This is a genomic window from Kouleothrix sp., assembly GCF_046328425.1.
In the GTDB taxonomy this organism is placed as follows: Bacteria; Chloroflexota; Chloroflexia; order Chloroflexales; family Roseiflexaceae; genus Kouleothrix.
Genome location: NZ_JAXLWP010000018.1, coordinates 61631 through 85456, shown reverse-complemented (window position 1 = coordinate 85456; position 23826 = coordinate 61631). Strand labels below are relative to the sequence as shown.

Annotated in this window: 18 protein-coding genes; 13 read left to right on the top strand and 5 right to left on the bottom strand. The window is 67.9% G+C overall.

Annotated elements, in window-relative coordinates; translation table 11 throughout:
* Positions 1-102: 102 nt before the first annotated feature.
* From U0177_RS17485 to U0177_RS17475, 3 genes are all read left to right on the top strand, one after another.
* Entirely contained in the window at positions 103-513 is a 411-nt protein-coding gene (locus tag U0177_RS17485; protein ID WP_409571944.1) for a hypothetical protein, read from the top strand.
* A gap of 321 nt (positions 514-834) precedes the next feature.
* Positions 835-1890 carry a response regulator gene (locus U0177_RS17480; RefSeq protein ID WP_409571943.1) on the top strand — a complete coding sequence of 352 codons (1056 nt, stop codon included), beginning with the start codon at positions 835-837 and terminating at the stop codon, positions 1888-1890.
* Between the two features lie 45 nt (positions 1891-1935).
* Positions 1936-2730 (top strand): class I SAM-dependent methyltransferase, encoded by a 795-nt coding sequence (locus U0177_RS17475; RefSeq protein WP_409571942.1) that lies wholly within the window; start codon positions 1936-1938, stop codon positions 2728-2730.
* 4 nt (positions 2731-2734) lie between these two features.
* On the opposite strand, the gene U0177_RS17470 is transcribed toward U0177_RS17475, so the two are convergent.
* Complete coding sequence (locus tag U0177_RS17470; protein WP_409571941.1) at positions 2735-4030, bottom strand: PQQ-dependent sugar dehydrogenase; 1296 nt, start codon at positions 4028-4030, stop codon at positions 2735-2737.
* Positions 4031-4282: 252 nt separating this feature from the next.
* Here U0177_RS17470 and U0177_RS17465 point away from each other — a divergent pair, with 252 nt between their 5' ends.
* Positions 4283-5356, top strand: coding sequence for a glycosyltransferase family 4 protein (locus U0177_RS17465; RefSeq protein WP_409571940.1), 1074 nt, complete (start codon positions 4283-4285; stop codon positions 5354-5356).
* On the opposite strand, the gene U0177_RS17460 is transcribed toward U0177_RS17465, so the two are convergent.
* Positions 5357-6547, bottom strand: a complete 1191-nt coding sequence (locus U0177_RS17460) for an acyl-CoA dehydrogenase family protein (protein WP_409571939.1) — start codon at positions 6545-6547, stop codon at positions 5357-5359.
* 289 nt (positions 6548-6836) lie between these two features.
* Between U0177_RS17460 and U0177_RS17455 the strand changes: the two genes are divergently transcribed.
* The 3 genes from U0177_RS17455 (at position 6837) to U0177_RS17445 (ending at position 10188) form a co-directional block, all read left to right on the top strand.
* On the top strand, positions 6837-7808 hold the full coding sequence (locus U0177_RS17455) for a hypothetical protein (protein ID WP_409571938.1): 972 nt from the start codon (positions 6837-6839) through the stop codon (positions 7806-7808).
* A gap of 26 nt (positions 7809-7834) precedes the next feature.
* Positions 7835-8683, top strand: coding sequence for a terpene synthase family protein (locus tag U0177_RS17450; protein ID WP_409571937.1), 849 nt, complete (start codon positions 7835-7837; stop codon positions 8681-8683).
* Positions 8684-8913: 230 nt separating this feature from the next.
* Entirely contained in the window at positions 8914-10188 is a 1275-nt protein-coding gene (locus U0177_RS17445) for a DUF58 domain-containing protein (protein WP_409571936.1), read from the top strand.
* A 383-nt stretch (positions 10189-10571) separates the two neighbouring features.
* Here U0177_RS17445 and U0177_RS17440 read toward each other — a convergent pair whose 3' ends face one another.
* Positions 10572-11810, bottom strand: a complete 1239-nt coding sequence (locus U0177_RS17440; protein WP_409571935.1) for a hypothetical protein — start codon at positions 11808-11810, stop codon at positions 10572-10574.
* 134 nt (positions 11811-11944) lie between these two features.
* A complete protein-coding gene (locus tag U0177_RS17435) occupies positions 11945-13195 on the bottom strand; it encodes a DUF190 domain-containing protein (RefSeq protein WP_409571934.1) in 1251 nt (416 codons plus the stop codon).
* Positions 13196-14465: 1270 nt separating this feature from the next.
* On the opposite strand from U0177_RS17435, the gene U0177_RS17430 reads away from it, so the two are divergent.
* The 6 genes from U0177_RS17430 to U0177_RS17405 all read left to right on the top strand — a co-directional run bounded on the left by U0177_RS17430 (position 14466) and on the right by U0177_RS17405 (position 22594).
* Positions 14466-15659 carry a sugar ABC transporter substrate-binding protein gene (locus U0177_RS17430; protein ID WP_409571933.1) on the top strand — a complete coding sequence of 398 codons (1194 nt, stop codon included), beginning with the start codon at positions 14466-14468 and terminating at the stop codon, positions 15657-15659.
* Between the two features lie 266 nt (positions 15660-15925).
* Positions 15926-17446: an ATP-binding cassette domain-containing protein gene (locus tag U0177_RS17425; protein WP_409571932.1), complete on the top strand. Its 1521-nt coding sequence runs from the start codon at positions 15926-15928 to the stop codon at positions 17444-17446.
* 97 nt (positions 17447-17543) lie between these two features.
* Positions 17544-18767 (top strand): sugar ABC transporter permease, encoded by a 1224-nt coding sequence (locus U0177_RS17420; protein WP_409571931.1) that lies wholly within the window; start codon positions 17544-17546, stop codon positions 18765-18767.
* 90 nt (positions 18768-18857) lie between these two features.
* Positions 18858-19886, top strand: coding sequence for an ABC transporter permease (locus U0177_RS17415; RefSeq protein ID WP_409571930.1), 1029 nt, complete (start codon positions 18858-18860; stop codon positions 19884-19886).
* Between the two features lie 51 nt (positions 19887-19937).
* Positions 19938-20987 carry a sugar-binding protein gene (locus tag U0177_RS17410; protein WP_409571929.1) on the top strand — a complete coding sequence of 350 codons (1050 nt, stop codon included), beginning with the start codon at positions 19938-19940 and terminating at the stop codon, positions 20985-20987.
* An 8-nt stretch (positions 20988-20995) separates the two neighbouring features.
* The gene (locus U0177_RS17405; protein WP_409571928.1) at positions 20996-22594 is read left to right on the top strand and encodes an ATP-binding cassette domain-containing protein; all 1599 of its coding nucleotides are present in this window, start codon (positions 20996-20998) and stop codon (positions 22592-22594) included.
* 56 nt (positions 22595-22650) lie between these two features.
* Here the strand turns inward: U0177_RS17405 and U0177_RS17400 are convergent, their stop codons facing one another.
* Positions 22651-23601, bottom strand: coding sequence for a methionyl-tRNA formyltransferase (locus tag U0177_RS17400; protein WP_409571927.1), 951 nt, complete (start codon positions 23599-23601; stop codon positions 22651-22653).
* Positions 23602-23826: the final 225 nt, after the last annotated feature.

The following is a 23826-nucleotide window of genomic DNA, read 5'->3' as shown; positions in this document are numbered from 1 at the left end:
TTGCGATTTACCGGCCAGGACTTTTTTTTGGGGCCGAGAGCGGTCTGGCGATTCAGTCGGCCCGTCCGTAGCGGCGGGTCTGCAGCTAGAGGTAGGCAATTGATGACAAAGAGCATCGCTCGGCCAGGATCATGGTGGGTTGCTGCGGCCACCGCCCTGGCCTGGCTCGGCTTCTTCATCCACAATATCGCCGATCTGCCCGGCCAGTCGCTGCTCAGCCCGGAGACGGGCCTGCCGACGCTGGTGTACCTTGTGCTCTGGCTGGCCTGGTGGCGATTTCCTGGCCAGCGCCTCACGCTCTGGATGCTGCTCGGGTGGGGGCTGGTAAGTCTGATTGGGGGTGGCCTGAGCGTTCTACCATTCCCTTTCCTGCCATTCTACCCGGAGCAATCTCTACGACACTATGTCTTTCATGTGGTGTATGGTGCCGCGCAACTCCCGCTGATCGTCGTGACAGCCGCCTTGCTCCGCGCTGCCGCAGGCTCAATCTCGTCGTTTGAGGAAGCCGAATAGCGCAAGTGCGTAGCTCCTAAAGAAAATCGGGGCGGCCGCCCCCGAACCCTCCACCGCGTAGCTCGTGTAATATACACGCGGCTGGGCGAGCAGACAGGCGACATCGGGAGGGAGGGGTGAGCCGGCCGGCTGCGGCCGGAGAGCGGCGCGGAGCCAGTTGAACAGGGCGCGAAAATCGAGTAGCATTAGGAGTGTCTCGATACGGGGTGGGTGGTGGCTGACACGACTATCGTACCGCGTATGGGAGACGAAGGCGACGGCGATAATCGTATGTTGAGCGCCTTCCTCAATACTACTATGGACACACACGAAAGCACACCTATGAGCGCCACGACTGTGCGGCTGGTGCTGGCCGACGACCACGCGATCGTGCGGGCCGGCATCGCAAATGCGCTGCGCGAGCTGCCGAATATCGAGATTGTCGGCGAGGTTGGCGACGGCCAGGCGCTGTTCGAGCTGCTGCGCCGCACCCACCCCGACGTGCTCGTCACCGACGTGACAATGCCACACTTCGAGCCGATCGGCACGATCCGCCAGATCCACGGCGACTACCCGTCGCTCAAGATCCTGGTGGTCAGCGCGTACGACGACGATGTGTATGTGCAGGGCTTGCTGGGCGCAGGGGTCAACGGCTACCACCTGAAAGATCAGCCGCTGAGCGACCTGCGGCTGGCGGTGCAGCGCGTCCTGGCCGGCGAGCGCTGGGTCTGCAGCCCGCTGGTCGAGAAGCTTGTGCGCTACCGCGAGGCCGCCACCACGCTGGCGCTGACCGCGCGCCAGCGCGATATTCTGCGCTGCCTGAAGGATGGCCTCGACAACCACGCGATTGCGCGGCGCACCGGCCTGAGCGTGAAAACTGTCGAGAACCATCTGACGCGGCTGTACCGCCAGATCAATGTGCAGAGCCGCCTCGAGGCCGTAAACTACCTCATGCAGCACCCCGACGTGCTGGGCTACGCCGAGCTGCCGGTTGGCGTCTCGACTGGCAGGGTCGAGGCGGCCAGGCCGCAGCACCTGGCGATCCTGATCGTCGACGACAACCTGCGCTACCGCACGCAGATGCGCCGTATGGTGGCGAAGACCTGCCCGCAGGCCGCGATCTACGAGGCCGAGAACACCAGCACCGCGCTGCGGCTGGTGGCCGACACGCGCCCGCGCCTGGCGTTTATCGACGTGGTGCTGGGCGACGAGCACGGCATCGACACTGCCCGCCAGATCAAGGCGCTCGCGCCGAACACCCGCGTGATCCTGATCAGTGCCTACCCCGACCGCGAGTTTCACCGGCTGGGGCTGGCGGCCGGCGCGGTGGCGTTCCTCGATAAGAAAGATATCGACGCCGCCGCGCTGCGCGAGGTGCTCGACGACCTGGTGAGCTGATGGCGGCGCGAGTGGCCTGCCGCCCAGCCTAGCAAGGGAACCCGCATGCCCGACCTGCCCACGCTGATCCTGGCCGATGGCCGCGTCGACTGGGAGGCGCTGTTTCAGATCTACGAGTTCGAGCAGTACCGCAGCTACGCCGACGACCTGACGCACAGCGAGGTCGATTTCATCGAGACGGCGCTAGGCCTCTCCGCCGACGCCGCCATCCTCGACGTGGCCTGCGGCGGCGGGCGCCACGCGCTCGAGCTGGCCCGGCGCGGCTACTCGGTCGAGGGCGTCGACAGCAGCGCCACGCTGGTGGCCTATGCCACGCGCCGCGCCTACGAGCAAGCGGTGCGCGCGCGCTTCGCCCAGGCCGACATGCGCGCGCTGAGCTACCAGCAGGAGTTCGACGCCGCGCTGGTGATGAACAGCAGCCTCGGCTTCTTCGACGACGCCACCAACCGCGCGACGGTCGAGCGCGCTGCGGCGGCGCTTGTGGACGGCGGCAGGCTGCTGGTGCAGTGCCTCAACCCCTACCAGATCGCGCGCTACCTCGAGGGCTTTCGCGGCGGCTGGCACCACCTGGCCGGCGGCTACCTGCTGCGCGACGCGCACTTCGAGCCGCGCGAGGCCACGCTGCATATCGGCTACCGCTTCGTGCTGCCCGCCCAGGGCATCGACGCGCGCTACCCCGGCGACCGCATCCGGCTGTACGGCTACCCCGAGCTGTCCGCGCTGCTCGAGGGCGCCGGGCTGCGCCCGCTGGCGGTATTCGGCGACGCGACAATGCCGGCGGTGCCGTTCGAGGAAGGCAGCCTGTGGCAGGTGCTGGTGGCCGAGAAGCGCGCAGAGTAGCTTTCTACTTCCCCGTCGCAAACCGGTACAGCCCCTTGCCTAGGTCGATCAGGTACAGATCGCCGGCCTGGTCTTCGGCGAACGAGCTGATGCTCGCGCCACTGCTCAGCAGCTTCTGCTGCCTCCAGGCGCCCTCGGCGTCGCGCCTGAGCGCCCACACCGTGCCGCTGCAGTAGTCGCCGTACACATACGTGCCGACCAGATCCGGCAGCGCCGCGCCGCGGTACACATAGCCGCCGGTGATCGAGCAGCCCTCGGCGTGGCTGTACTCGGCCACCGGGCCGACCATGCCGTCGCTTGCGCACGGGTCGGCGCGGAAGCAGTGCAGGCCCTCGCGAACGTTCCAGCCGTAGTTCTGGCCGCCTTGCGCGCCGGCCGGCTGCACGTTGATCTCCTCGTACTGGTTCTGGCCCACGTCGGCGATAAACAAATCGCCGCTGGCGCGGTCGAACGAGAAGCGCCAGGGGTTGCGCAGCCCGTAGGCCCATATTTCGCCGCGCGCGTCGCTCGCCTGGGCGAACGGGTTGTCGCGCGGGATGGAGTACGGGTCGCCGCCGGCTACGTCGAGCCGCAGCAGCTTGCCCAGCAGCGTGTTGCGGTTCTGAGCGTTGCCCCACGGGTCTCCGCCGCTGCCGCCATCGCCCAGGCCGACGTAGAGGTAGCCGTCGGGGCCGAACGCAAGCATGCCGCCGTTGTGGTTCGGCGCCGGGTCGGGCTGGGCGAACAGCACTGTGCCGCTGTTCGGGTCGGCCGCGTCGGGGTTGGCGCTCACCTGGTAGCGCGCCAGGGTGTTGTCGCCGTTTTTCGCGGTGTAGTAGACGAAGAAGCGGCCGCTCTGGGCGTAGCTCGGGTCGAACGCCAGGCCGAGCAGGCCCTGCTCGCTGCCGCCTGAGTTCACCAGCGGCGTGATGTCGAGGAACGGCTGGGCGGCGCGCTGGCGATCTTTCACGATTGCGATCGTGCCGGCTTTCTCGACGACAAACAGCCGCCCGCTGTTGTCGCCGGCGTGGGTCGCGTACACCGGCTGCCGCAGGTCGCTCGTCACCAGCTCAAGCGCGATGGTGCCAGGCGCTGCTGGCTGCGCGGTTGGCGCGCTGGCGGCGGGCGCGGTTGGCGCGGCAGCGGCGGTGGGCTGGGCCGTGGGCTGCGCAGTTGGCGCAGCTACGGCGGTGGGCTGCGCAGTTGGCGCGGCTGTGGCGCTGGGCTGCGCCGGCGCGGTTGGCGTAGTAGCCGACTCGCCGCCGCAGGCTGCGAGCGTCAGCAGGCAAGCTAGCATAATGAATATAGAACGGTAGTGCATCGAAAAGCTCTTTCTTCTTAAGGATGGATGCAGTTTGGCCGAGCGCTGCCCGGCCTTTTCGCTGTGTGCGATTTTTCAGGGGCAGCGCAGAAAAGCGTGCACAGCAGCTATGTGGCGCATGGCCTATATAATAGACGCCTGGCGCGACCTGGCGCTCACGTGCCCGCGTGCTGCACAAGCAAGACTCGCGCCGCACTCCGAGGCCAGAATGCCGAGTGCTTTGAAGCCGTGTTATCGAACGAAAGAAGCAGTATGCGCATCGCATTCATCGACTCGTGGATCCAGACGATCGCCGAGGGCAGCGGCACCGCCGCCGGGATTGGCGGTCTGCGCCAGGCGCTGATCGCGCGCGGCCACGCCGTGGCGCGCCTGGCTCCGCCGACGGCGTGGCCGGCCAACCTCACCGCGCGCCGGCTGCTGTTTAACCTGTACCTGCCGGCGCTGCTACAGACACTACGCTACGACCTCGTAGTCGGCTTCGACATCGACGGCTGGATCTGGTCGCGCGCGCGGCGCGGCGCGCCGTACCTGGCCAGCATCAAGGGCGTGATCGCCGAGGAGATGCAGCACGAGGGCGGGCGGGTGCGCGCGCTGTTCGAGCTGCTCTCGCGGCTCGAGGGCGCGAACGCGCGCGCCGCCGACGCGGTGCTCACCACCAGCGACTACTGCCGCCGCGCGATCGAGCGGCACTACGGTGTGGCCCCGGCGCGCGTTCGGCTGGTGCCCGAGGGGATCGACCTTGCGCGCTGGCGCGGCCTGACCGAGCGCGAGCCCTACGGCGGCGACGGCGCGACGATCCTGTGCGTCGCGCGACAGTACCCGCGCAAGCACATCGCCGACCTGCTGCGCGCGCTGCCGATCGTGCGGCGCGCGCTGCCCCGCGCCCACGCGATCGTCGCCGGCGATGGCCCCGAGCACGCGCCGCTGCGTGCGCTGGCGGCCGAGCTTCGGCTTGACGACGCGGTGCGCTTCACCGGCGCGCTGCCCGACGACGACCTGGCGCGGCTGTACCGCCGCGCCGATGTGTTCTGCCTGCCGAGCGTGCAGGAAGGCTTTGGGATTGTGTTTCTCGAGGCGATGGCCTGTGGGTTGCCGGTGGTGGCAACCAGCGCCGCCGCGATGCCCGAGGTGCTACCGCAGCGCCAGGCCGGCATTCTGGTGCCGCCGGGCGATCACGCCGCACTGGCCGGCGCGCTGGCCGAGCTGCTGGCCGACGCCCGGCTGCGCGCCGAGTATGGCCAGTTCGGCCAGGCGCATGTCGCGCGCTACGATTGGGATCGCGTCGCCGGCGTGTTTCTCGATCAGGTCACGCCATTCGCCGCGTAGCTAGCGCCATTGCTCAAGCGCCGCGCGGCCGATCTGCTCGAGCGCGGCGTCGTCGTTGGGCGGGTGCGTCAGGCCGGCGCGCGCGTCGCGGTGCAGGCGCTCGAGCGGCAGCGTGCGCGTGAGCCCGAAGCCGCCCGCGATGCGCAGCGCTTGGTCGGTGGCGGCGACGGCGGCGTTGGTGCACAGGTATTTGGCCAGCGCGATGCGCGGCAGCATGCCTTCGCGCAGCTCGGGGCGCGCGGCCCAGTCGTGGGCGGTGGTGTACAGCGCCGCGCGCGCCGCGCCCAGCGGGGCCTGGCCCTCGCCGACGCGGCGCTGGATGGCCGGCAGCGTGGCGATCGGCCGGCCGAGCGCGCTGGGCACACGCTCGTGCGCGTAGCGGCACACCGCGTCGATCGCGGCCTGGCCAATGCCCAGGTACACTGCGGCCATGGTCAGCGCGAACCACGCGCTCGCCGTAGGCGGCCCGGCCGCAGGCGCCTGCCCTGGCGCATGCCGATCGACCAGCCATGCATCGGGCACGAACACCTGATCGTAGAAAACGTCGTAGCTGCCGCTGGTGCGCAGGCCGAGCGCGTCGCCCCAGGTGTCTTCCAGCCGCAGCCCGTCGGCCGGCGCGCGCACGATCGCATTGGCGCTGGCGCCCTGCGGCCATTCTGCGCTCGCCGGCAGCGCCACGCTGGTGACGAAGTAGCGCAGCACGGGGGCCATGCTCACGAACTGCTTGCGGCCGCTCACCAGCCAGCCGCCGTCGGCCGGCGCGGCTGTGGTGGCGGGCATGCCGCCGCGCGAGGGGCTGCCAAGCTCGGGCTCGGAGGCGGCGCCGTTGATCAGCGCGCCGTGATCGGCGATATCGCGGCAGATCGCCTCGAAGATCGCCGCCGGCCAGGCGCGCGTCTCGCGCTGGCGCCCGATCAGGTGCATGGTCATGTTCACGGCCATTGCCGTCGCGCCGTCGCCCTGCGCCAGCCGCTCCTGGATCAGCACCGTCTCGTACAGGCTGGCGCCCGCGCCGCCCAGCTCGGCCGGGATGATCAGGCGCAGGTAGCCGGACTGGTGCAGCTCGGCGTAGTTCTCGCTCGGAAAGCGCCCGGCACGGTCGTCGGCGTCGACGCGCGGCGCGAAGCGCGCGGCCAGCTCGGCGGCCAGGTCGATCATCCGCTGCTGGCGTGGGGAAAGCTCTAGGTTCATAGGTGTCCTGCGCGGCGTTTCGGCCGCAACCAAAAGGCTTGTGCGCGCCTGGTATGCTGGCCAGCGCAAGCCGCGCGATTCCAGAGAGGGTAGCACGCGTATTATACCCCGGCTGGCGGCGTTCTTCTTGCCAGCGCTGTTGCGCGCTGCGCGATTTTGTTACACAATAACGCGGTAAACAGCAGGCGGCGTGTGGCCTGAAGTTCGGCTCGCCAGGGCAGCGCAGCACGCCTGGTGCGGATGTGGAAGTGGAAGTGGATGCGGCTTGAAATTCTGGCGAGGTGGCACTATGTTCAACCGACTCTTTGGCGCCGGCAAGGCCCGCTTTGGGCCGGCGCGTGCCCCGGCGGCACCCTACACCGGCGAACCGATACGGCCGCGCGTGCTGCAAGTTATTCATAACCCGCCAGTCGACATTCAGGGCGGCCGGCGGCTGACCGAGATCTTTAGCTGGAACGACCCCGATCGCCTGGCGCGCCTGTATATCGCCGACCTGGCCGAGGCAAGCCATGGCTACCTGCAGTACCAGATCGTCGAGCGAATTGTGGCCGACTGGTTTCCGCCGAAGATCGACGGCTTCAGCTATACCGGCGAGAGCTACCTGCGCCTGTGGCGCGCGCGGCGCATGCACGAGCCCGACGGCCTCGACTACGCCGCGCGGCTGCAAGCGTTCGACCTGATCGAGCGCTACGACCGCGACGAGTTCGACGAAGCATGGTTCTTTGGCTTCCCCTACTCGGGCGACTACGAGTCGACCATGGCTGGCCACGGGGCGTTCTGGTGCAACTCGCCGCCACTGCTGAACACCGGGCACTGCCGCGGCCGCTTTGTGATCATGGGCTTCAACTACGAGCGCGATGTCGACTGCATGCTCGAGAACTTCGGCCATCGCGCCGAGTCGATCATGAGCCGGGTGTTCGCGCGCCACCCGCCCGAGCAGAACCTCTGGGATCGCTTCACGCGCTACGACCAGACCTCGCCCGGCCTGTCGCAGTGCGGCAATGTGCATTTCGCGCCCAACAGCGTGCGCGATTACGATTGGGGTAATCGCCGGCCAGTGCAGAGCTTCTGCGACGCCTGGTACAGCTTCCCCGATCTCTCCGGCCCCGCCCGCACCGTCGACTGCGCCGAATGGGGCGGCGGCGACATGCGCCTGCACCACCTGTGGTGGCTTAAGCACCTGCCGCATGTGCCCGGCGAAACCTTTGGCGTCAGCAATAACTGGTGGCAGTATATTGTCGATCCGAATCTGGTGGGCTAGCGGGGTAGTGGGGGGTGAGCAAACACATGACAGACGACACACGCGCGGCCGAGCTTGACGCGATCGTGGCCGAGCTTGCGCCGCTGGCGCAGCGCTATGCGTTTGTGCGCGCAAAGCGCCTGCCTGGCATCGCGCTGACCACCTACACGCGCATGCCGAGCTGGCGCAGCGAGGATCCGCCGCTCGCTGCGGCGCGCTACCTCGTGTGGATCTTCGGCGTCGACGACTTGAGCGACGACTGGTCGGTGCCGCTGCCCGAGCTGCGCGCGCGCTATGCCACGCTGCGGGCGGTGGCGCGCGGCGCGGCGGCGCCGCCCGGCGACGACCTTGCCGCGCTGCTGGCCGAGGTGCGCGCCGCGCTGGCGCAGCTGCCGCTGTGGCCGGCGCTGGCCGATACCTGGGCGTGCTCGCTCGATGATCTGCTGGCCGGCATGGAGGCCGAGCGCGACCCGGCGCCGCGCGAATCGCTCGAGGCGTACCTTGCCTACGCTCACCTGAGCATCGGCGCCATGCAGGATGCCTGGACGCTGCTGATCGTGCTGAACGATGCCTCGGCGCTGGCGCAGCTGCCCACAATCAGCGCGGCGCTGCGCGCCGAGGCCCGCGTCATCCGCCTGGCGAACGACCTCAACAGCGCCGACAAGGAGCTGGCCGAGGGCAAGCAGAATGCGCTGACGCTGCTGGCACCTTACGGCGACGCGCGCGCGCTGGCCGAGGCGGCCCTGGCCGAGGCCATCCGCGCCTTCCGCGCCGCGATCGGCCAGGTGCGCACCAGCAGCGGGCGCTTCGAGCAGTGCATCGCCGCCACCGCCGACGCGACGGTCGCATTCTACAAGCGCTTTACCTTTCACGAGTTCGATCACCGCGCCCAGTAAGCGCGCCTTGCGCCGCTCCCACCGGATGTGGTAGGATTCACGCCTCATGCGGCATACGTTGTTCGGTTTCTCGAAGCGGTGCATTTCGCCTGCGGCAGCATGATCATCGTGTGTTCCTTTTTTGCGCGGAGCGCGGAAAAGGGACACGTCCAAAAGGAAAGTACCGCTTTGCCGAAGGTTGATGACGCTAACTGCGTAATTCCTACCATGCCTGATAAAGCGAGCTTGGAATGAGACATGTTTGGGCACGACCGCTGGGTGTTCTCGCGCTGGCGGGGCTGAGCTTTCTGGCCGCGCAGGGCACCGGCATCCGGCTGTTCTTTCACCTGTTCTACCTGCTGCTGGCCCTGCTGGCGCTCTCGTATGTGTGGGCCTGGCTGAACCTGCGTGGCCTGCAGGTGCAGCGCGAAACCTTCACGCAGCGCTCGCAGGTGGGCGACCAGGCGCGCGAGCGGATCACCATCCGCAACCTGTGGCCATTCCCCAAGCTCTGGCTTGAGCTGCAAGACTATTCGACCATGCCGCAGCACGGCAATGGCTTCGTCACCTACCTGCCGGCCAACGACCGGCGGCGCTGGGTTTCGCGCACGCCCTGCACCATCCGCGGCAAGTTTACGCTCGGCCCGGCTACGCTGATCAGCGGCGACCCGTTCGGGATCTTTCGCCTGGAGCGCAAGGTCGAAGGCACGAGCGAGGTGCTGGTGTACCCGAAAACCGCCGCGCTGCCGGGGTTTGCGCTGCCCAGCGCCGAGCTGCCCGGCGGCCAGGATGTGAAGAGCCGAACATACCACGTGACGCCGAATGTCGCGTCGATCCGCGAGTACCAGCCCGGCGATAGCTTCAACCGCATCCACTGGCGCAGCACCGCGCGCAGCGGCCAGCTGATGGTCAAGGAGTTCGAGCTCGACCCGACCGCCGAAGTGTACCTGGTGCTCGATATGCAAGAGCGCATCCAGCAGCAGCTCGCCAGCGCGCTCGCCGATCAGAGCGCGCGCGGCGGCCGCGAGCTGCGCGTGGCCGAGTCGACCGAGGAGTATGGCGTGCTGGCGGCAGCCTCGATCGCCCGGCATATGCTCGAGCTGAACCGCACCGTCGGGCTGGTGTCGTGGGGCCAGCACCGCGAGGTCATCCCGGCCGAGCGCGAGTCGCGCCAGCTGTTTAAGATGCTCGAGGCGTTGTCGGTGCTGCGCGCGCACGGCGCACAGCCGCTGGCCGAGGTGCTGGCGGCCGAGGCCACGCGCTTCGGCCGCAACTGCACGCTGGTAATCATCACCTGCTCGCTCGACGAGCGCTGGGCCGCCAGCTTGCAGCAGCTGGTGTATCGCGGCGTGCGCGCGGTGGTGGTGCTGATCGACCCGCAGTCGTTCGGCGGCTGGCGCAATACCTACACCATCCAGGCGCGCCTGGCCGAGCTGCGCGTGCCGACGTTTGTGTTCAAACAAGGCCAGTCGCTGGCCGACGCGCTGGCTCGCCCGGTGACGCTGGGCGCCGAGCTACGGGCGTAGCGCAGCTGGCGCGGTTGGTTGGCTGCGGCGGGCGGCGAGCGATTGCTCGCTGCCCGCCGTTTTGCTCAGGCGCGCGCAAACGCTATAGCCAAAGGCGGAGGGTGCGTGCTCCTCCTGCATGGCCCTGGAGTGCAGCAGTGCGGGCGAGCGCTCTACTGACACGTTGGTGGGGGTTTGGGGGCGGCGAAGCCGCCCCTAATATCCTTTGTGTTGCACGACGTGGCTCGCCACGTCGTGCAACACAATCGATACGTGATCAAGCGAACAGCGTATAAGTCCCGTCAAATAGCTACAAAGACGCAAAGACTATGCGGCCGCGCCCTTGAGACTTTGTGTCTTTGTGGCAAACGTCCTCTGCTCACCGTGCTTGAAAGGTATTGGCGCTAGGCCGGGATCGGCGCCAGCACCTGCGCGGCGGCGCGCACCGCCAGGTACGCGCCCGCCTGCGAGAACTCGGTGCCGGATGTGGGCGGCCATGGGAAGTTTGCGGCCCACTTCTGCACGTGCGCCAGCGGCGGGCTCGCCAGCAGAGTGTCTACCATCGCGCGCGCGTCGGGGTCGAACGAGGCCAGCTGCTGCATCAGCAGCAGCGTCTCGAGCATGTGGCGTATCAGCACCTCGCCGCCGGTATTATAGTCGGTGGTGTCGTTGTCGCCGCCCTGGAAGTTCTGCCAGTAGACTGGCTGGTAGCCGTTTGGCTGCATCGGAAAGCCCGCCAGCAGGTTGTTCATGTATGCGATCAGCAGCTCGCGGCTGAACGGCGCGCCGCCCCACGACCACAGCTCGGCCATCACGCCCAGCCAGATGCCCTGGTCGCCGGCCCAGAAGCCATTCGGGCTAAAGCTGGGCATCGACGGCACGCGCTCGCGGATCAGCGCGTCGCCCTGCACCAGCACATCGCCAAGGTAGCGCTGGTACGAGGGGTCGGGGTTGTTCGGGTCGTAGCGGTCGATCCACTGCTTGAACCACTGCATTCCCAAGCCGGCGCGGCGCTGCCACTCGGCGGCATTGGTGCGGTCGATCTGGGCCATGTACATGCACAGCAGCAGGTAGTTGCCATTGGTCACCGTGTTCTGGATCGCCGCCAGGCTCGCGTCCCAATTCTTTTTAATCACCTCTTCGAGCATATCGAATGTCGCGTTCCACAGTCCGGGGAATGCTTCGGCCGGCGTGGGAATGCTGACCACTGGCGCGCGGCTAGCCCACTTGCTTCGCTGCTGCGGGGTGGCGATGCGCCAGGTATCCGCGCCGCGCGCATTCAGGTTTGCGCACTGGCGCGCCAGGCCGGTCAGGGCGTCGACGTTCACCAGGCCCTTGAGCGGGCCGGCGCCGTACATCGCCAGCTTGGCAAACGCAATGCCCCACCAGCCATAGTCGTCGAACCAGATACCCGCCGCGTCGATTGGGTTGAGCTTGGCCTGGAAGTTTTGCGATGCCTGCGCCACAATCTGCTGGCAGACGACGGTGACATTCGTGTCGCTGGCGTTGAGCATCCAGTAGTCGGCCACACTGGCCAGTACCTCGGCCTCAATCCACCAGCTCATGCCTGCCAGCGGGTTCGAGGCGTCAAGCGAATCGCGGATCGCGCCGAGCGCCTGGAGGTCGGACTGAAGATCGGCCATGCGAGTGCTCCTTGCAGTATTTCAGCAGCCAGATGTGCTGCCTGTACTGTAGCGCACTCGCCCGCGCGGCGGATCGTGGAAATTACGTATTCCGAATACGTACCGGCAGTACGTATGGCCGCCCGGCGAGGGGGCTAGCCGAGCGACTGGGCCAGCGCACGCAGCAGGCCGGGGCGCGTCAGCACACCCACCAGCCGCTCGTCGTCGAGCACCAGCAGGCGCTCGTGGTTGCCCTCCAGCATGAGCCCGATCGCCTCGTCGATCGGCGCCTGCTGGCCGATGCGGGGCATCGTGCGATCGGCCAGCAGCGCGGCGGCGCCGGGCGCGTCGGGCAGCGCGCCGAGCGGCAGATCCGGCGCGCGCAGCGCGTCGAGCCAGGCCGATCGCGCCGGCTCGGCCAGGCGCCGCGCCAGGAGCGCGTCGGCGATCGTGCCGAGCGGCTTGCCATCTTCGAGCACCACCACGAAGCGATCGGCGCTGCTGTTCAGCAGCGCCAGCACCGCCGCCAGCGGCGCGGCGGCCGGCAGGCTCGCGACCGAGCGCTGCATCACCAGGCCCACCGGCGTGGGCGGCTCGGCATCGCGCACCGCCGCGCTCGCCGCCTCGGGCCGGCGCACCACCGCGCGCAGCGCCTGCTCGAGGCCAAACAGCCCCACAAGCCGGCCATCGTGGTCGAGCACCGGCAGCGTGTCGAGGCCCCACTCGACCATCGGGCTGAGCGCCTGCGCCGCCGGCAGATCGGCGTACACCGTGCGCGGGTCGCTGGCCATAACCTCGGCCAGCGTGCGCGCCGGCATCTGGTCGAGCAGCGCCTGGCGCTCGGCGGCGCTGAGCGCCGGCAGCAGGCCAAGCGGCAGCGCCAGCCCGCCGCGCAGCGCCAGGTCGGCCGCGCCGAGCGTGCCCACCAGCGCGCCGCGCTCGTCGAGCACCGGCAGCAGCGGCTGCTCGCGCGCGAGCATCAGCTCGGCGGCGGCGCGCGCTGGCATTGTGGGGTGGCCGGCCGCCGGCTGGGCGCGCATCATCTGGCCGACGGTGCGATCGCCGAACGGGCCGCTCGAGCGCAGCACCGCGCGGTATACGCGCACATCCTCGATCGTAATCAGCGCGTCGCGCAGCAGCTCGTCGAGCTGCGGCAGAATGCGCCCGACCCGGTCGGCGCGGTCGATCCACTCGATCACGATCGGCGCGGTGGCTGTGTCGCCCGCGCCGGTGGCGCGCAGGCGCTGCCCGGCGCCAAACCCCGCCACGCCGCGCAGCGCTGTGGCGCCGGTTGCGCCCGCGCGGCTCAGCTGGTCGAGCGCCGCCTGGTACAGCGGCTGGCCCTCGGCCATGTCGCGCTCGTTCAGGTAGACGCGCACGCGCTTGACTATTTCGCTATGTGACATACCAGTTCTTGATCTTGTATGGCGCTCGGATGTTGGCGCTCCGCTCCAACCTCAGGACGCCGGAGGTAACCAGCTCCTTCTATTATACCGTACCGGCCGGGCGCGCGGCCCGGCTCGCGCGGGAGGCTGCCGCGAGGTGCTTTTGGGGGCTACGCGAGGTGCTTTCGAGGGGTGCGTGCCCCCGTGCCCCGCGAGGTACTTTCGGGGGCTGCGCGCCCCCGTGCCCCGCGGCAGAGGGCGGCCGCCCGCCCTCTGCACTCCCCCGCTGGGGCTTTGCCCCAGACCCCGTAAAAGAATGCTGCCGCGTGTACACCGGCCGTGGCGCCGCAGCACAGCCCAGCGGCGCTACGGCACTCCGCCCCACGAGGCATGCGCGTCTGACGTTGCTACTGGCACGGCCTTTCCCGTCCGCCCCACGAGGCATGCGCGTCTGACGTTGCTACTGGCACGGCCTTTCCCGTCCGCCCCACGAGGCATGCGCGTCTGACGTTGCTACTGGCATGGCCTTTCCCGTCCGCCCCACGAGGCATGCGCGTCTGACGTTGCTACTGGCACGGCCTTTCCCGTCCGCCCCACGAGGCATGCGCGTCTGACGTTGCTACTGGCACGGCCTTTCCCGTCCACACCACGAGGCATGAGCGTCTGACGCTGCCACTGGCACGGCCTTTCCCGTAGGGCGCGCATCGTGCGCGCCTTCTCCCTCTCGAGGGCTGCGCGCCCCCGTGCCCCGCGGCAGAGGGTGGCCGCCCGCCCTCTGCACTCCCGCGCTGGGGCTTGCGCCCCAGACCCCGTAAAAGAATGCTGTCTCGGCCGCTACGCCGGTGGCGCATGCCTCGTGGCGCGGATACGGGTGATGGTTGGCCCTGGGGCATGAGCGTACGGCGTTGGTGGTGGCCTGGCCTTCTTCTATGTGGAGGCGCGTCGCTCAACCGCTCCCCGCTCGGCTATAGGGGAAAACCCCTAACGCGACTAGGGGATGTCCTTTGATCTATTAAGGGGCGTTAAGGGTTGAGAAATATCGCCGTTCGTTTTAGACTAAAGCTAACCCTGACATTACGCGTTTTTAACTTCTCTAGCGAACGAATGACCGCCTGGTGTCGGCAATACGCGCGGCGCTTCAGCATCCGAGCATCGGCCTGATGTGCCGCATGCCGCCAACGCAGCCGGGCGGCGCTGGAAAGGAGGTTCCGGCCAATTCATCCACCTCGCTCGTATCGAAGGGACGATCTGTTGATCCTCGGTAACACTGTTAGTTAGGGGGACAGAATCCATGCGAAGCAAACTTCTCGCGCTCCTCGCGCTGCTCACGTTTGCGAGCCTGCTGCTCGCCGCGTGCGGTGGCGCCGCTCCTCAGACTCCTGCCGCGACTACCGCCTCAGGCGGCGCGGCCGCCCCAACCGCCGCCTCGGGCGGCGCCGCCCCAACCGCCGCTACCTCCGGTGGCACCGCGATCGCCGTAGGCATTGTGCTGCCGACGAAGGACGAGACGCGCTGGACGCAGGACGAGGCGCGGTTCAAAGAGGCGCTGGACAAGGCCGGCTACCAGGTTGAGATCCTGTTCAGCGAGAAAGACTCGGCCAAAGAGAAGGCGAATGTCGAGTCGCTGCTGACCAAGGGCATCAAGGTGCTGATCATCACGCCGGTGGACGGCACGGCGGCGGCGTCGACCGCGGCCGAGGCGCGCGCGGCGGGCGTGAAGGTGATCTCGTACGACCGCCTGATCCGCGACACCGACGCGGTGGACTACTACGTGACGTTTGACAGCGTCGCGGTGGGCGCGCAGCAGGCGCAGTACCTGGTGGACAAAGCCGGCAGCACCAAGGGCAACCCGCTGTACCTGTACGCGGGCGCGGCCTCGGACAACAACGCGTTCATCTTCTTCCAGGGCGCGTGGGGCGTGCTGCAGCCGAAGGTCGCCGATGGGACGTTCGTGATCAAGAACTCGTCGGAGGCGGTGGCGCTGCAGGGCAAGGCCGAGCTGACGCGAGACGAAGAGGCGAAGATCATCGGGCAGGTGACGACGGACTGGGCGCCGGACAAGGCCAAGACGCTGGCGGAGTCGAACCTGACGGCGACGTCGGCGGCGGACAAGGGCAACGTGTTCATCCTGGCGCCGAACGACGACACGGCGCGCGCGATTGGCGATACCTTTGCGGGCGACAAGGACGTGAAGAGCTTCGTGATCACGGGCCAGGACGCGGCGCCGGCATCGGTGCAGTACATCATCGACGGCAAGCAGTCGATGACGGTGTTCAAGGACGTGCGCACGCTGGTGGGTGACGCGATCAACGCGGCGGTGGCGCTGCTGGGCGGCAAGGCGCCGAACTCGAAGGGCAGCTACAACAACGGCAAGGTCGACGTGCCGGCCATCCAGTCGCCGGTGATCTCGGTCGACAAGGCCAATGTCAAGGCCGCGCTGTTCGACTCGGGCTACTACAAGGTCAGCGACTACACCGGCCTGTAGGCGCAGCATCATCCGCTTTCCTCTCGCCCGCCCCCTTGGCGGGAGCGGGTGAAACATCGAGTGCCGTGGTACGCTCGCACGCGGGCGTACCACGGTGCCGAGCGGCCTCGCTCGCCGGTGTGGCGGAAAGCGCGCGGCCAGTTTGCTGAGTTCCCCAAAAGCGACGATAATATTCTGGCCCAGAGCATGCTGGAGGGCCGGCCACCGGATCCCTGCCGGGCCTGACCGACGACGGCAGGATCGAAACAGAAAAAGCGAGTTTCGCAATGAATACCCCGATCCTGGAGATGCGCGGCATCACCAAGGAATTCCCCGGCGTGAAAGCCCTGAACAACGTGAGCTTCCGCGTCGCGCAGGGCGAGATCCACTGCCTGGTTGGTGAAAACGGCGCCGGCAAATCGACTTTGATGAAGGTGCTCAGTGGCGTCTACCCCGACGGCACCTACAGCGGCGAAATTCTGCTCAACGGCGAGGTGCAGCACTTCCGCGGCATCCGCGACAGCGAGCACGCCGGCATTGCAATCATCTACCAGGAGCTGGCGCTGATCCCCGAGCTGACCGTCTACGAAAATATTTTCCTTGGCAACGAGATCCGCAAGGGTCCGCGGATCGACTGGAACGAGACGATCCGCCGCTCCAGCGAGATGCTGGCCAAGGTGCGCCTCAGCGTCAACCCCGCCGCCAAGATCCGCGAGCTTGGCATTGGCAAGCAGCAGCTGGTCGAGATCGCCAAGGCGCTGAGCCGCGACATCAAGCTGCTGATCCTCGACGAGCCGACTGCGGCCCTGAACGAAGACGACAGCGCCAACCTGCTCGACCTGCTGCGCGGCCTGCGCGACCAGGGCGTCACCTGCATTATGATCTCGCACAAGCTGAAGGAAGTGATCGCGATCGCCGACTCGGTGACGGTGCTGCGCGATGGGCAGACGATCTGCACCCTCGACGCGCACAAGGGCGAGGTGTCGGAGACTGTGCTGATCAAGCATATGGTCGGCCGCGAGATCGATAACATCTACCCGCAGCGCGCCAACAAGCAGTTCGGCGAGGTGGTGCTCGAGGCCAAGGGCTGGAACGCCTACAACCCGGCGCTCGGCCGCACCGTGCTGCGCGACGTGAACTTCACCGTTCGGCGCGGCGAGATTGTCGGCTTTGCCGGCCTGATGGGCTCGGGGCGCACCGAGCTGGCGCTGAGCATGTTCGGCAACCCGGTGAGCTACCAGATCAGCGGCGAGCTGCTGCTGAAAGGCCAGCGGCGCAGCTTCCACGGGCCGCAGGACGCGATCCGCGCGGGGATGGCCTACGTCACCGAAGATCGCAAGGGCAACGGCCTGATCTTGATCCAGGATGTCAAAGAGAATATCACGCTTGCGAACCTGCGCGCGATCTCGAATCGCAGCGTGATCGACGCCAACGCCGAGATCAAGATCTCGAACGAGTACAAAACCTCGCTCAACATCAAAACCCCCAGCGTCGAGCAGCGGGTTGGCAACCTGAGCGGCGGCAATCAGCAGAAAGTCTGCCTGGGTAAGTGGCTGTTCGTCAAGCCCGACGTGCTGATCCTGGATGAGCCGACGCGCGGCATCGATGTGGGCGCGAAGTATGAGATCTACACCATTATGAACCGGCTGGTCGAGCAGGGCATGAGCATCATCATGATCTCGTCCGAGCTGCCAGAGATCCTGGGCATGAGCGATCGCGTGTATATCGTATCGGCCGGCCGGATCACCGGCGAGCTGCCGATCGCCGAGGCGACTCAGGAAAAGATTATGCACCTGGCAACCAACTGATCGGGCGTTCGCCGCCGGCATTTTTCTGCCTGCAGTGGCCAGGCAATCCGAGCTCACGCGGGCGACCGCGTATGTCCTGTAACCGAGGAGCACAACGATGTCTGTTGACACGGTGCGGAATGTGCCGCAGTCCGGTTCATTCCTCCAGAATCTGCAGCGGGTGTTGCGCAAGAACATCCGCGAGTATGGCATGTTCATCGCGCTGTTCGTGATCATGGGGATCTTTACGGTTCTCACCCCGCAGCGCTCGTTTATCTCGTCGCGCAACCTGAGCAACCTGCTGAACCAGACTGGCTACATCGCGGTGCTGGCGGTGGGCATGACGATGGTGATCGTGATCCGCCAGATCGACCTCTCGGTCGGCTTCCTGGCCGGCTTCCTCGGCGCGGTCGCGGCGATCGCCCTGAGCCGCTGGGGCATGTCGGTGTACCTCGTGGTGCCGATGGTGCTGCTGCTAGGCCTGGTGGCCGGCCTGATCACCGCCTTCCCGGTGGCGCAGCTGGGCATCCCTTCGTTCGTGGCCTCGCTGGCGGGCTGGCTGATCTACCGCGGCTTCCTGCAGCAGGTGACCGAAGGCACCGGTACGATCATTATTAAAGACCAGGCCTTCAACGCGCTGGGCAACGGCTTCATCCCCGATATCCCGAATATCGGCGTGCTTGAGGGCGTGCACAAGCTGACGCTGCTGCTGGGCATTGTTGGGATCGTGCTGTATATATTCAACGCGGTCAACACCCGCCGCAAGCAGCTGGCCTACCATTTTGAAGTGATCCCGTTCGATATCTTCACGCTGCAGCTGGTGTTCATCTCGCTGCTGATCGCCCTGATCACCTGGATCCTGGCGAACTACCAGGGGCTCTCGTGGACGGTAGTGATCATGCTGGTAGTGGTGGGCATCTACCACTTTATCAGCACGCAGACGGTGCTGGGCCGGCATATCTACGCGGTGGGCGGCAACCCCGACGCGGCCGAGCTGAGCGGCATCAGCGTGAGGCGGATCATCTTTGTGGTGTTCGGCTCGATGGGCCTGCTCTCGGCGCTCTCGGGCATCCTGTTCGCGGCGCGCCTGACCTCGGCCTCGACCACTGCCGGCACGCTGTTCGAGCTCGACGCAATCGCGGCGGCGTATGTGGGCGGCGTCTCGGCGGCCGGCGGCGTCGGCCGCGTCACCGGCTCGATCATTGGCGCGCTGGTGATGACCTCGCTGATCAATGGCATGAACCTGATGGGCGTGGGCATCTCGTACCAGTATATTGTGCGCGGCGCCGTGCTGGCGGCGGCGGTGATTTTCGATGTCTACACACGCCGGACGAGCCGCTAGCCGGCGGAGCAACATGTGCCAGCGCTCGCCGGCCGCGCCCCGGGCGGCCCTGCGGCGAGCGCTGGCATGCACTGGTAGGCAGCAGGAACCATGAGCCAGCGCATAGACCTCGCCACGTTTCCAACCCCCGAGCAGCGCCCGCGCCTGGTGCGCTGGCTGCGGCGCGGCTGGGCCTCGCTGATCGAGCGCCAGGAGCTGGTGGTGGGCCTGCTGCTGCTGCTGTTCGGCGTGGCGCTGAGCTTCGGCACCAGCACCTTCTTCACCAGCACCAATTTGCTGAATGTGGCGCTGGGCTTTTCGTGGTATGCGATCGCCGCGTTTGGCGCCATGATGGTGATCATCGTCGGCGGGATCGACCTGTCGGTGGGCGCCGTGATGGCGCTGGCCGCGCTGATCAGCGCGCTGGTGCTGCAGGCCGGGCTGCCGCTGGCGCTGGCGCTGCTGAGCGGCGCGCTGTGCGGCGCGCTGGTGGGCCTGACAAACGGGCTGCTGGTGGGGCGCACCGGCCTGCCGCCGTTTATGGTTACGCTTGGCACCATGGGCATCACTCGCGGCGTGGCGCTGAGCCTCACCAGCGGCGCGCCGGTGCTCGATCTGTCGGCGGGGTTCCGCTACCTTGGCCAGGCCGATCTCAGGCTCGGCGCGCTGTCCATCCCGCTGCCGGTGGTGTGGATGGCGCTGCTGGCCGCGCTGGTGAGCTTTCTGCTGCACCAGACGGTGCTCGGCCGCTATATCTATACCGTCGGGCGCAGCGAGCGCGCGCTGCGCGTGGCCGGCATCTCGCCGGTGCGGCTGAAGACCGGGGTGTACGCGCTGAGCGGCGTGCTGGCGGCCTGCGCCGGCATGATCATGACCGCGCGGCTGGGCGTGGCCGCGCCAATGGCCGCCTCGGGCTACGAGCTGGACATCATCGCCGCGGCGGTGATCGGCGGGGCCAGCCTGTTCGGCGGCGAGGGCACCGTCACGGGGGTGCTGCTGGGCGCCGCGCTGATCCAGGTGGTGCGCAACGGCGTGGTGTTGCTGGGCCTCACCAACCAGAACCAGTGGCAGTTCGTGACGATCGGCGCCATGATTCTGCTGGTGCTGCTGCTCGACTACTGGCGACGGCGGCGGGTGTAGTGTGCCGAGACGAAAGACGAAAGACGAAAGACGAAAGACGAAAGACGAGCGATGATTGACAGAGCGCGACATGTCGTCCTCGGTCGTTGGCCTCGGGCCGCTCGCAGCGTATCACTGGTCGCGCTCGCGCTCCTCGTTCTCGCCGCCTGCCAATCGCCCGCCGCGCCGGCCGCGCGCAAGAAGCTGACGATCGCCTGGGTGCATAAGTCGCTCGGCAACCCAGTGTTCAACCTGGGACGCAGCGGCGCGCAGCAGAAAGCCCGCGAGCTGAGCGCCAGCGGCCCGTACGACGTGGAGGTGCTGCCGGTGGGGCCGGTGGCCGCCGACGCGGCCGAGCAGGCGCGCATGCTCGACGACCTGATCGCCCGCAAGGTCGACGGCATCGCGATCTCGTGCAACGACCCGACCGCCTGTATCGCGCCGATCAACCGCGCGGTGGCGGCCGGCATCGCGGTGATGACCTGGGACTCGGATTCGCCCGACAGCCAGCGCTTCACGTTTCTCAGCATCGACAACTACGCGGCCGGCCAGACCGCCGCCGACCTGCTGGCGCGCGCCACTGGCGGGAGCGGCAAGGTCGCGCTGCTGACGGGCGTGCCGGGCGCGCTGAACCTGGACCAGCGCGTGCGTGGCTTCAAGGACCGGCTGGCGGCTGGCTACCCGCAGATGCAGGTGGTCGCCACAATCGCCAGCAATGAAGATATCAACCTGGGCGTGCAGGGCGTCGAAGAGACCATGCAGGCGCACCCGGATCTGCGCGGCTGGTTTTTTGTCGGGCTGTGGCCACTGGTGGCCGATCGCGGCGCGATGCCGCTGTGGGAGCAGGCCGCCCGCACCGGCAAGCTGAAGTCGGTGGCGTTCGATACGCTGCCGATCGAGCTGGACCTGCTGCGCGACGGCTACCTCGATGCGCTGATCGGCCAGAAGTACTGGAACTGGGGCTACGAGTCGGTGCAGATGGTGTACGACTATATCGCCGCCGGAAAGCGCTACCCGTCGTTCATCGACACCGGCGTGGATATCGTGACGCGCAAGAATGTCGACGCCATGGCCCAGGCCTGGCAGAGCAACGATTTCAGCAAGCCGCTGCCGAGCCCTTAGTGAAAAGCATGGAACCATTACTGCGCTGCATTAACCTTTCGAAAAGCTACGGCGCGCTGCCGGTGCTGCGCCAGGTGAGCTTTGCCGTGAACGCCGGCGAGGTGGTGGGGCTGGCCGGGCGTAGCGGCTCGGGCAAGTCGGTGCTGGCAATGCTGCTGGCCGGCGTCGAGCGGCCGAGCGAAGGCGACATGTACATCGCCGGGCAGCGGCTGCGCTGGCCGATCAACCCGCGCGTCGCCGGGGTTTCGGTGATCCACCAGCGCCCCGAGCTGGCCGAGCGGCTCGATATCACCGCGAATGTGTTTCTGGGCGGCGAGCTGGGCTGGCCGGCGGCCGGCGGCTGGCTGCGCGTGCCCAACCGGCGGCGTATGGATCAGCGCGCCGCCGAGATCCTCGACCAGCTCGAAGTGCACTTCACCACGCTGCGCGAGAAAGTCAGCAACCTCTCGAGCGAGCAGCGCCAGATGATCGCGATCGCGCGCGCGCTGGTGCGGCCGGCGCGGCTGGTGGTGGTCGACGAGCCGACCATGCCGCTGAGCTATGGCTACCAGCAGCGCCTGCTCGACCTCATCCGCCAGTGGCAGCAGCAGGGCGTGGCGGTGATCTTCGCCAGCAACAACCTCGACCACCTGTTCGCCGTGGCCGACCGGATCGTGGTGCTGCGGCAGGGCTACTGCGTCGCCGACTACCGCACCGACACCACCGGGCGCGAGGAGGTGGTGTCGGCGCTTGTGGGCACCACCGACCGCCAGCAGCTCACGCCGATCATGTGGGCGCTCGACAGCTACTACCGCGCCCGCGAGCAGGCCGAGAAGCTCGGCCACCAGCAGACGCTGCTCGAGCAAAACCTGGCGGTGCAGGACTCGCTCAACCGCCAGCTGATCGACAAGCTGGCCGAGCAGGTGTCGGCGCTCGATCGGGCGAACCTGGCCCTGCAAGACGCGCAGCGGCGCCTGCTGACCGAGCGCGAGCAGGAGCGCAAATCGCTGGCGCGCGAGCTGCACGACCAGGTGATCCAGGATCTGCTGAGCATCAACTATCAGCTCGAGGAGATCGAGGCCGAGGCCGAGCAGGCCGCCGAGGCCGACGAGCTGGCCGAGGTGCGCACCAGCATCCGCGCGCTCGTCGACGATGTGCGGCGGATCTGCGGGAACCTGCGCCCGCCGACGATCGACAGCCTGGGGCTTGGCTCGGCGCTGCAGTCGTTCACGCGCGACTGGTCGGCGCGCAGCGGGGTTGGGGTGGCGCTGGATCTCGACGCGCGGCTGGGGCGCTTGCCCGAGGCGATCGAGCTGTCGATCTTCCGGATCGTGCAGGAGGGGCTGAGCAATGTGCGCAAGCACGCCCGCGCCAGCGCGGTGCAGATCAGCCTGAAGCACACGTCGCCGCGCACGCTGCTGATCGCTATCGCCGATAATGGCCGCGGGCTGCCGGCCGGCTTCGACCTGGCCGGGCTGGCCGCCGATGGCCACTATGGCCTGCTGGGCATCAGCGAGCGCGTGGCGCTGCTCGAGGGCCGGCTGCACGTGCAGAACCAGCCGGGAGGCGGCGCCCTGCTCCAGGCCGAGATCCCGCACCCGCGTGTGGAGATCGCGCGCACCGCCTAGCCGCGCCGATTCCCTGCGCACTTGCCGTGCTTGCCACCAAGGCGCGAAGGCCACGCTCAATCGCTCTGCGCCCTGCTCCAGGCCAGGCGCGCGCACAGCACCCCCGGCGACATCTGGATCTGCACGGTTTCGCCCTGCTCGCGCAGCGGCGCGCCGAGAACCGCATCCGGCGCAAAGCTGAGCGCGCCGGCCAGCGCGAGATCGCGGCCGGCCACGCGTAGCCGGTAGAGCCGCCCCCAGCTCTCGGCGCCGCGCATGAAGTTGAACGCGCGCCGCGCCGGCCAGCCCGCCTCGATCCACCAGCTGCCGCTCGCCGGCCAGGGCTCGTAGCCGCCGCCGGGCGGCTGCGGCTGCAGCGCGAGCGTGCCGCCGCCCAGGCTGCGCAGCGCCGCGACCATCAGCTCGGCGCCGAGCCGGGAGCACGCGCGCTCGGCCGCGTCGCCGCCGATGCCGTCGGGCAGCGCGACCGGCGACTGCAGCGCGATCGGGCCGGTGTCGAAATTCTCGTCCATGCGGTGGATCGTCACGCCGGTTTCGTGCTCGCCGGCGCGGAAGGCCCAGAACAGCGGCGCAGGGCCGCGGTGGCGCGGCAGCAGCGATGGGTGCATGTTCAGGAAGCCGAGCGGCGGGATGGCGAGCAGCGGCGCGGGCAGGCGCAGCGGGAAGCACGCCACGCAGGCGATATCGGGCCGCAGCGCTGCGATGGCCTGCAGGGTAGCAGGTTCGCCGGCGTGGCGCAGCTCGAGCAGCGCGATGCCGTGATCGTGGGCGAGCTGCGCGGCCGAGGGCTCGCCGGGGGCGCGCAGCGCCAGCAGCGGCGGCGGCAGCGCCACGATCGGCTCGGGGCGCGTGGCGCGCGCGAAGCGCCCGGCCGCCAGCACGACGCCGCGCACATCCACGCCTGCGGCCAGCAGCGCGCCAAGCACCAGCGCAGAGGTGGCGCCGCCCATGCCGAAAAATACTGTGCGCAGGTTTTTGTTCCTTCCAAGCCTCTGCGAGTGGGTCATACCGGGCGCTGCGCCCCCGGCCCCCCGCGCAGGAAAACCCTGCCGGTTAGGTTCTTTTCTCTTTCTCTAGCTTCTTGTACTCTCCGCAGTGGGTCATACCGGGGCGCTGCGCCCCCGGCCCCCCGCGCAGGAAAACCCTGCCGGTTTTCCTACAACCTTTCCGGCTGAAAGCATGCCGTACCAATACCAGTGTCGTACGATCATGCCTCAGGGCAAACCAGCAGA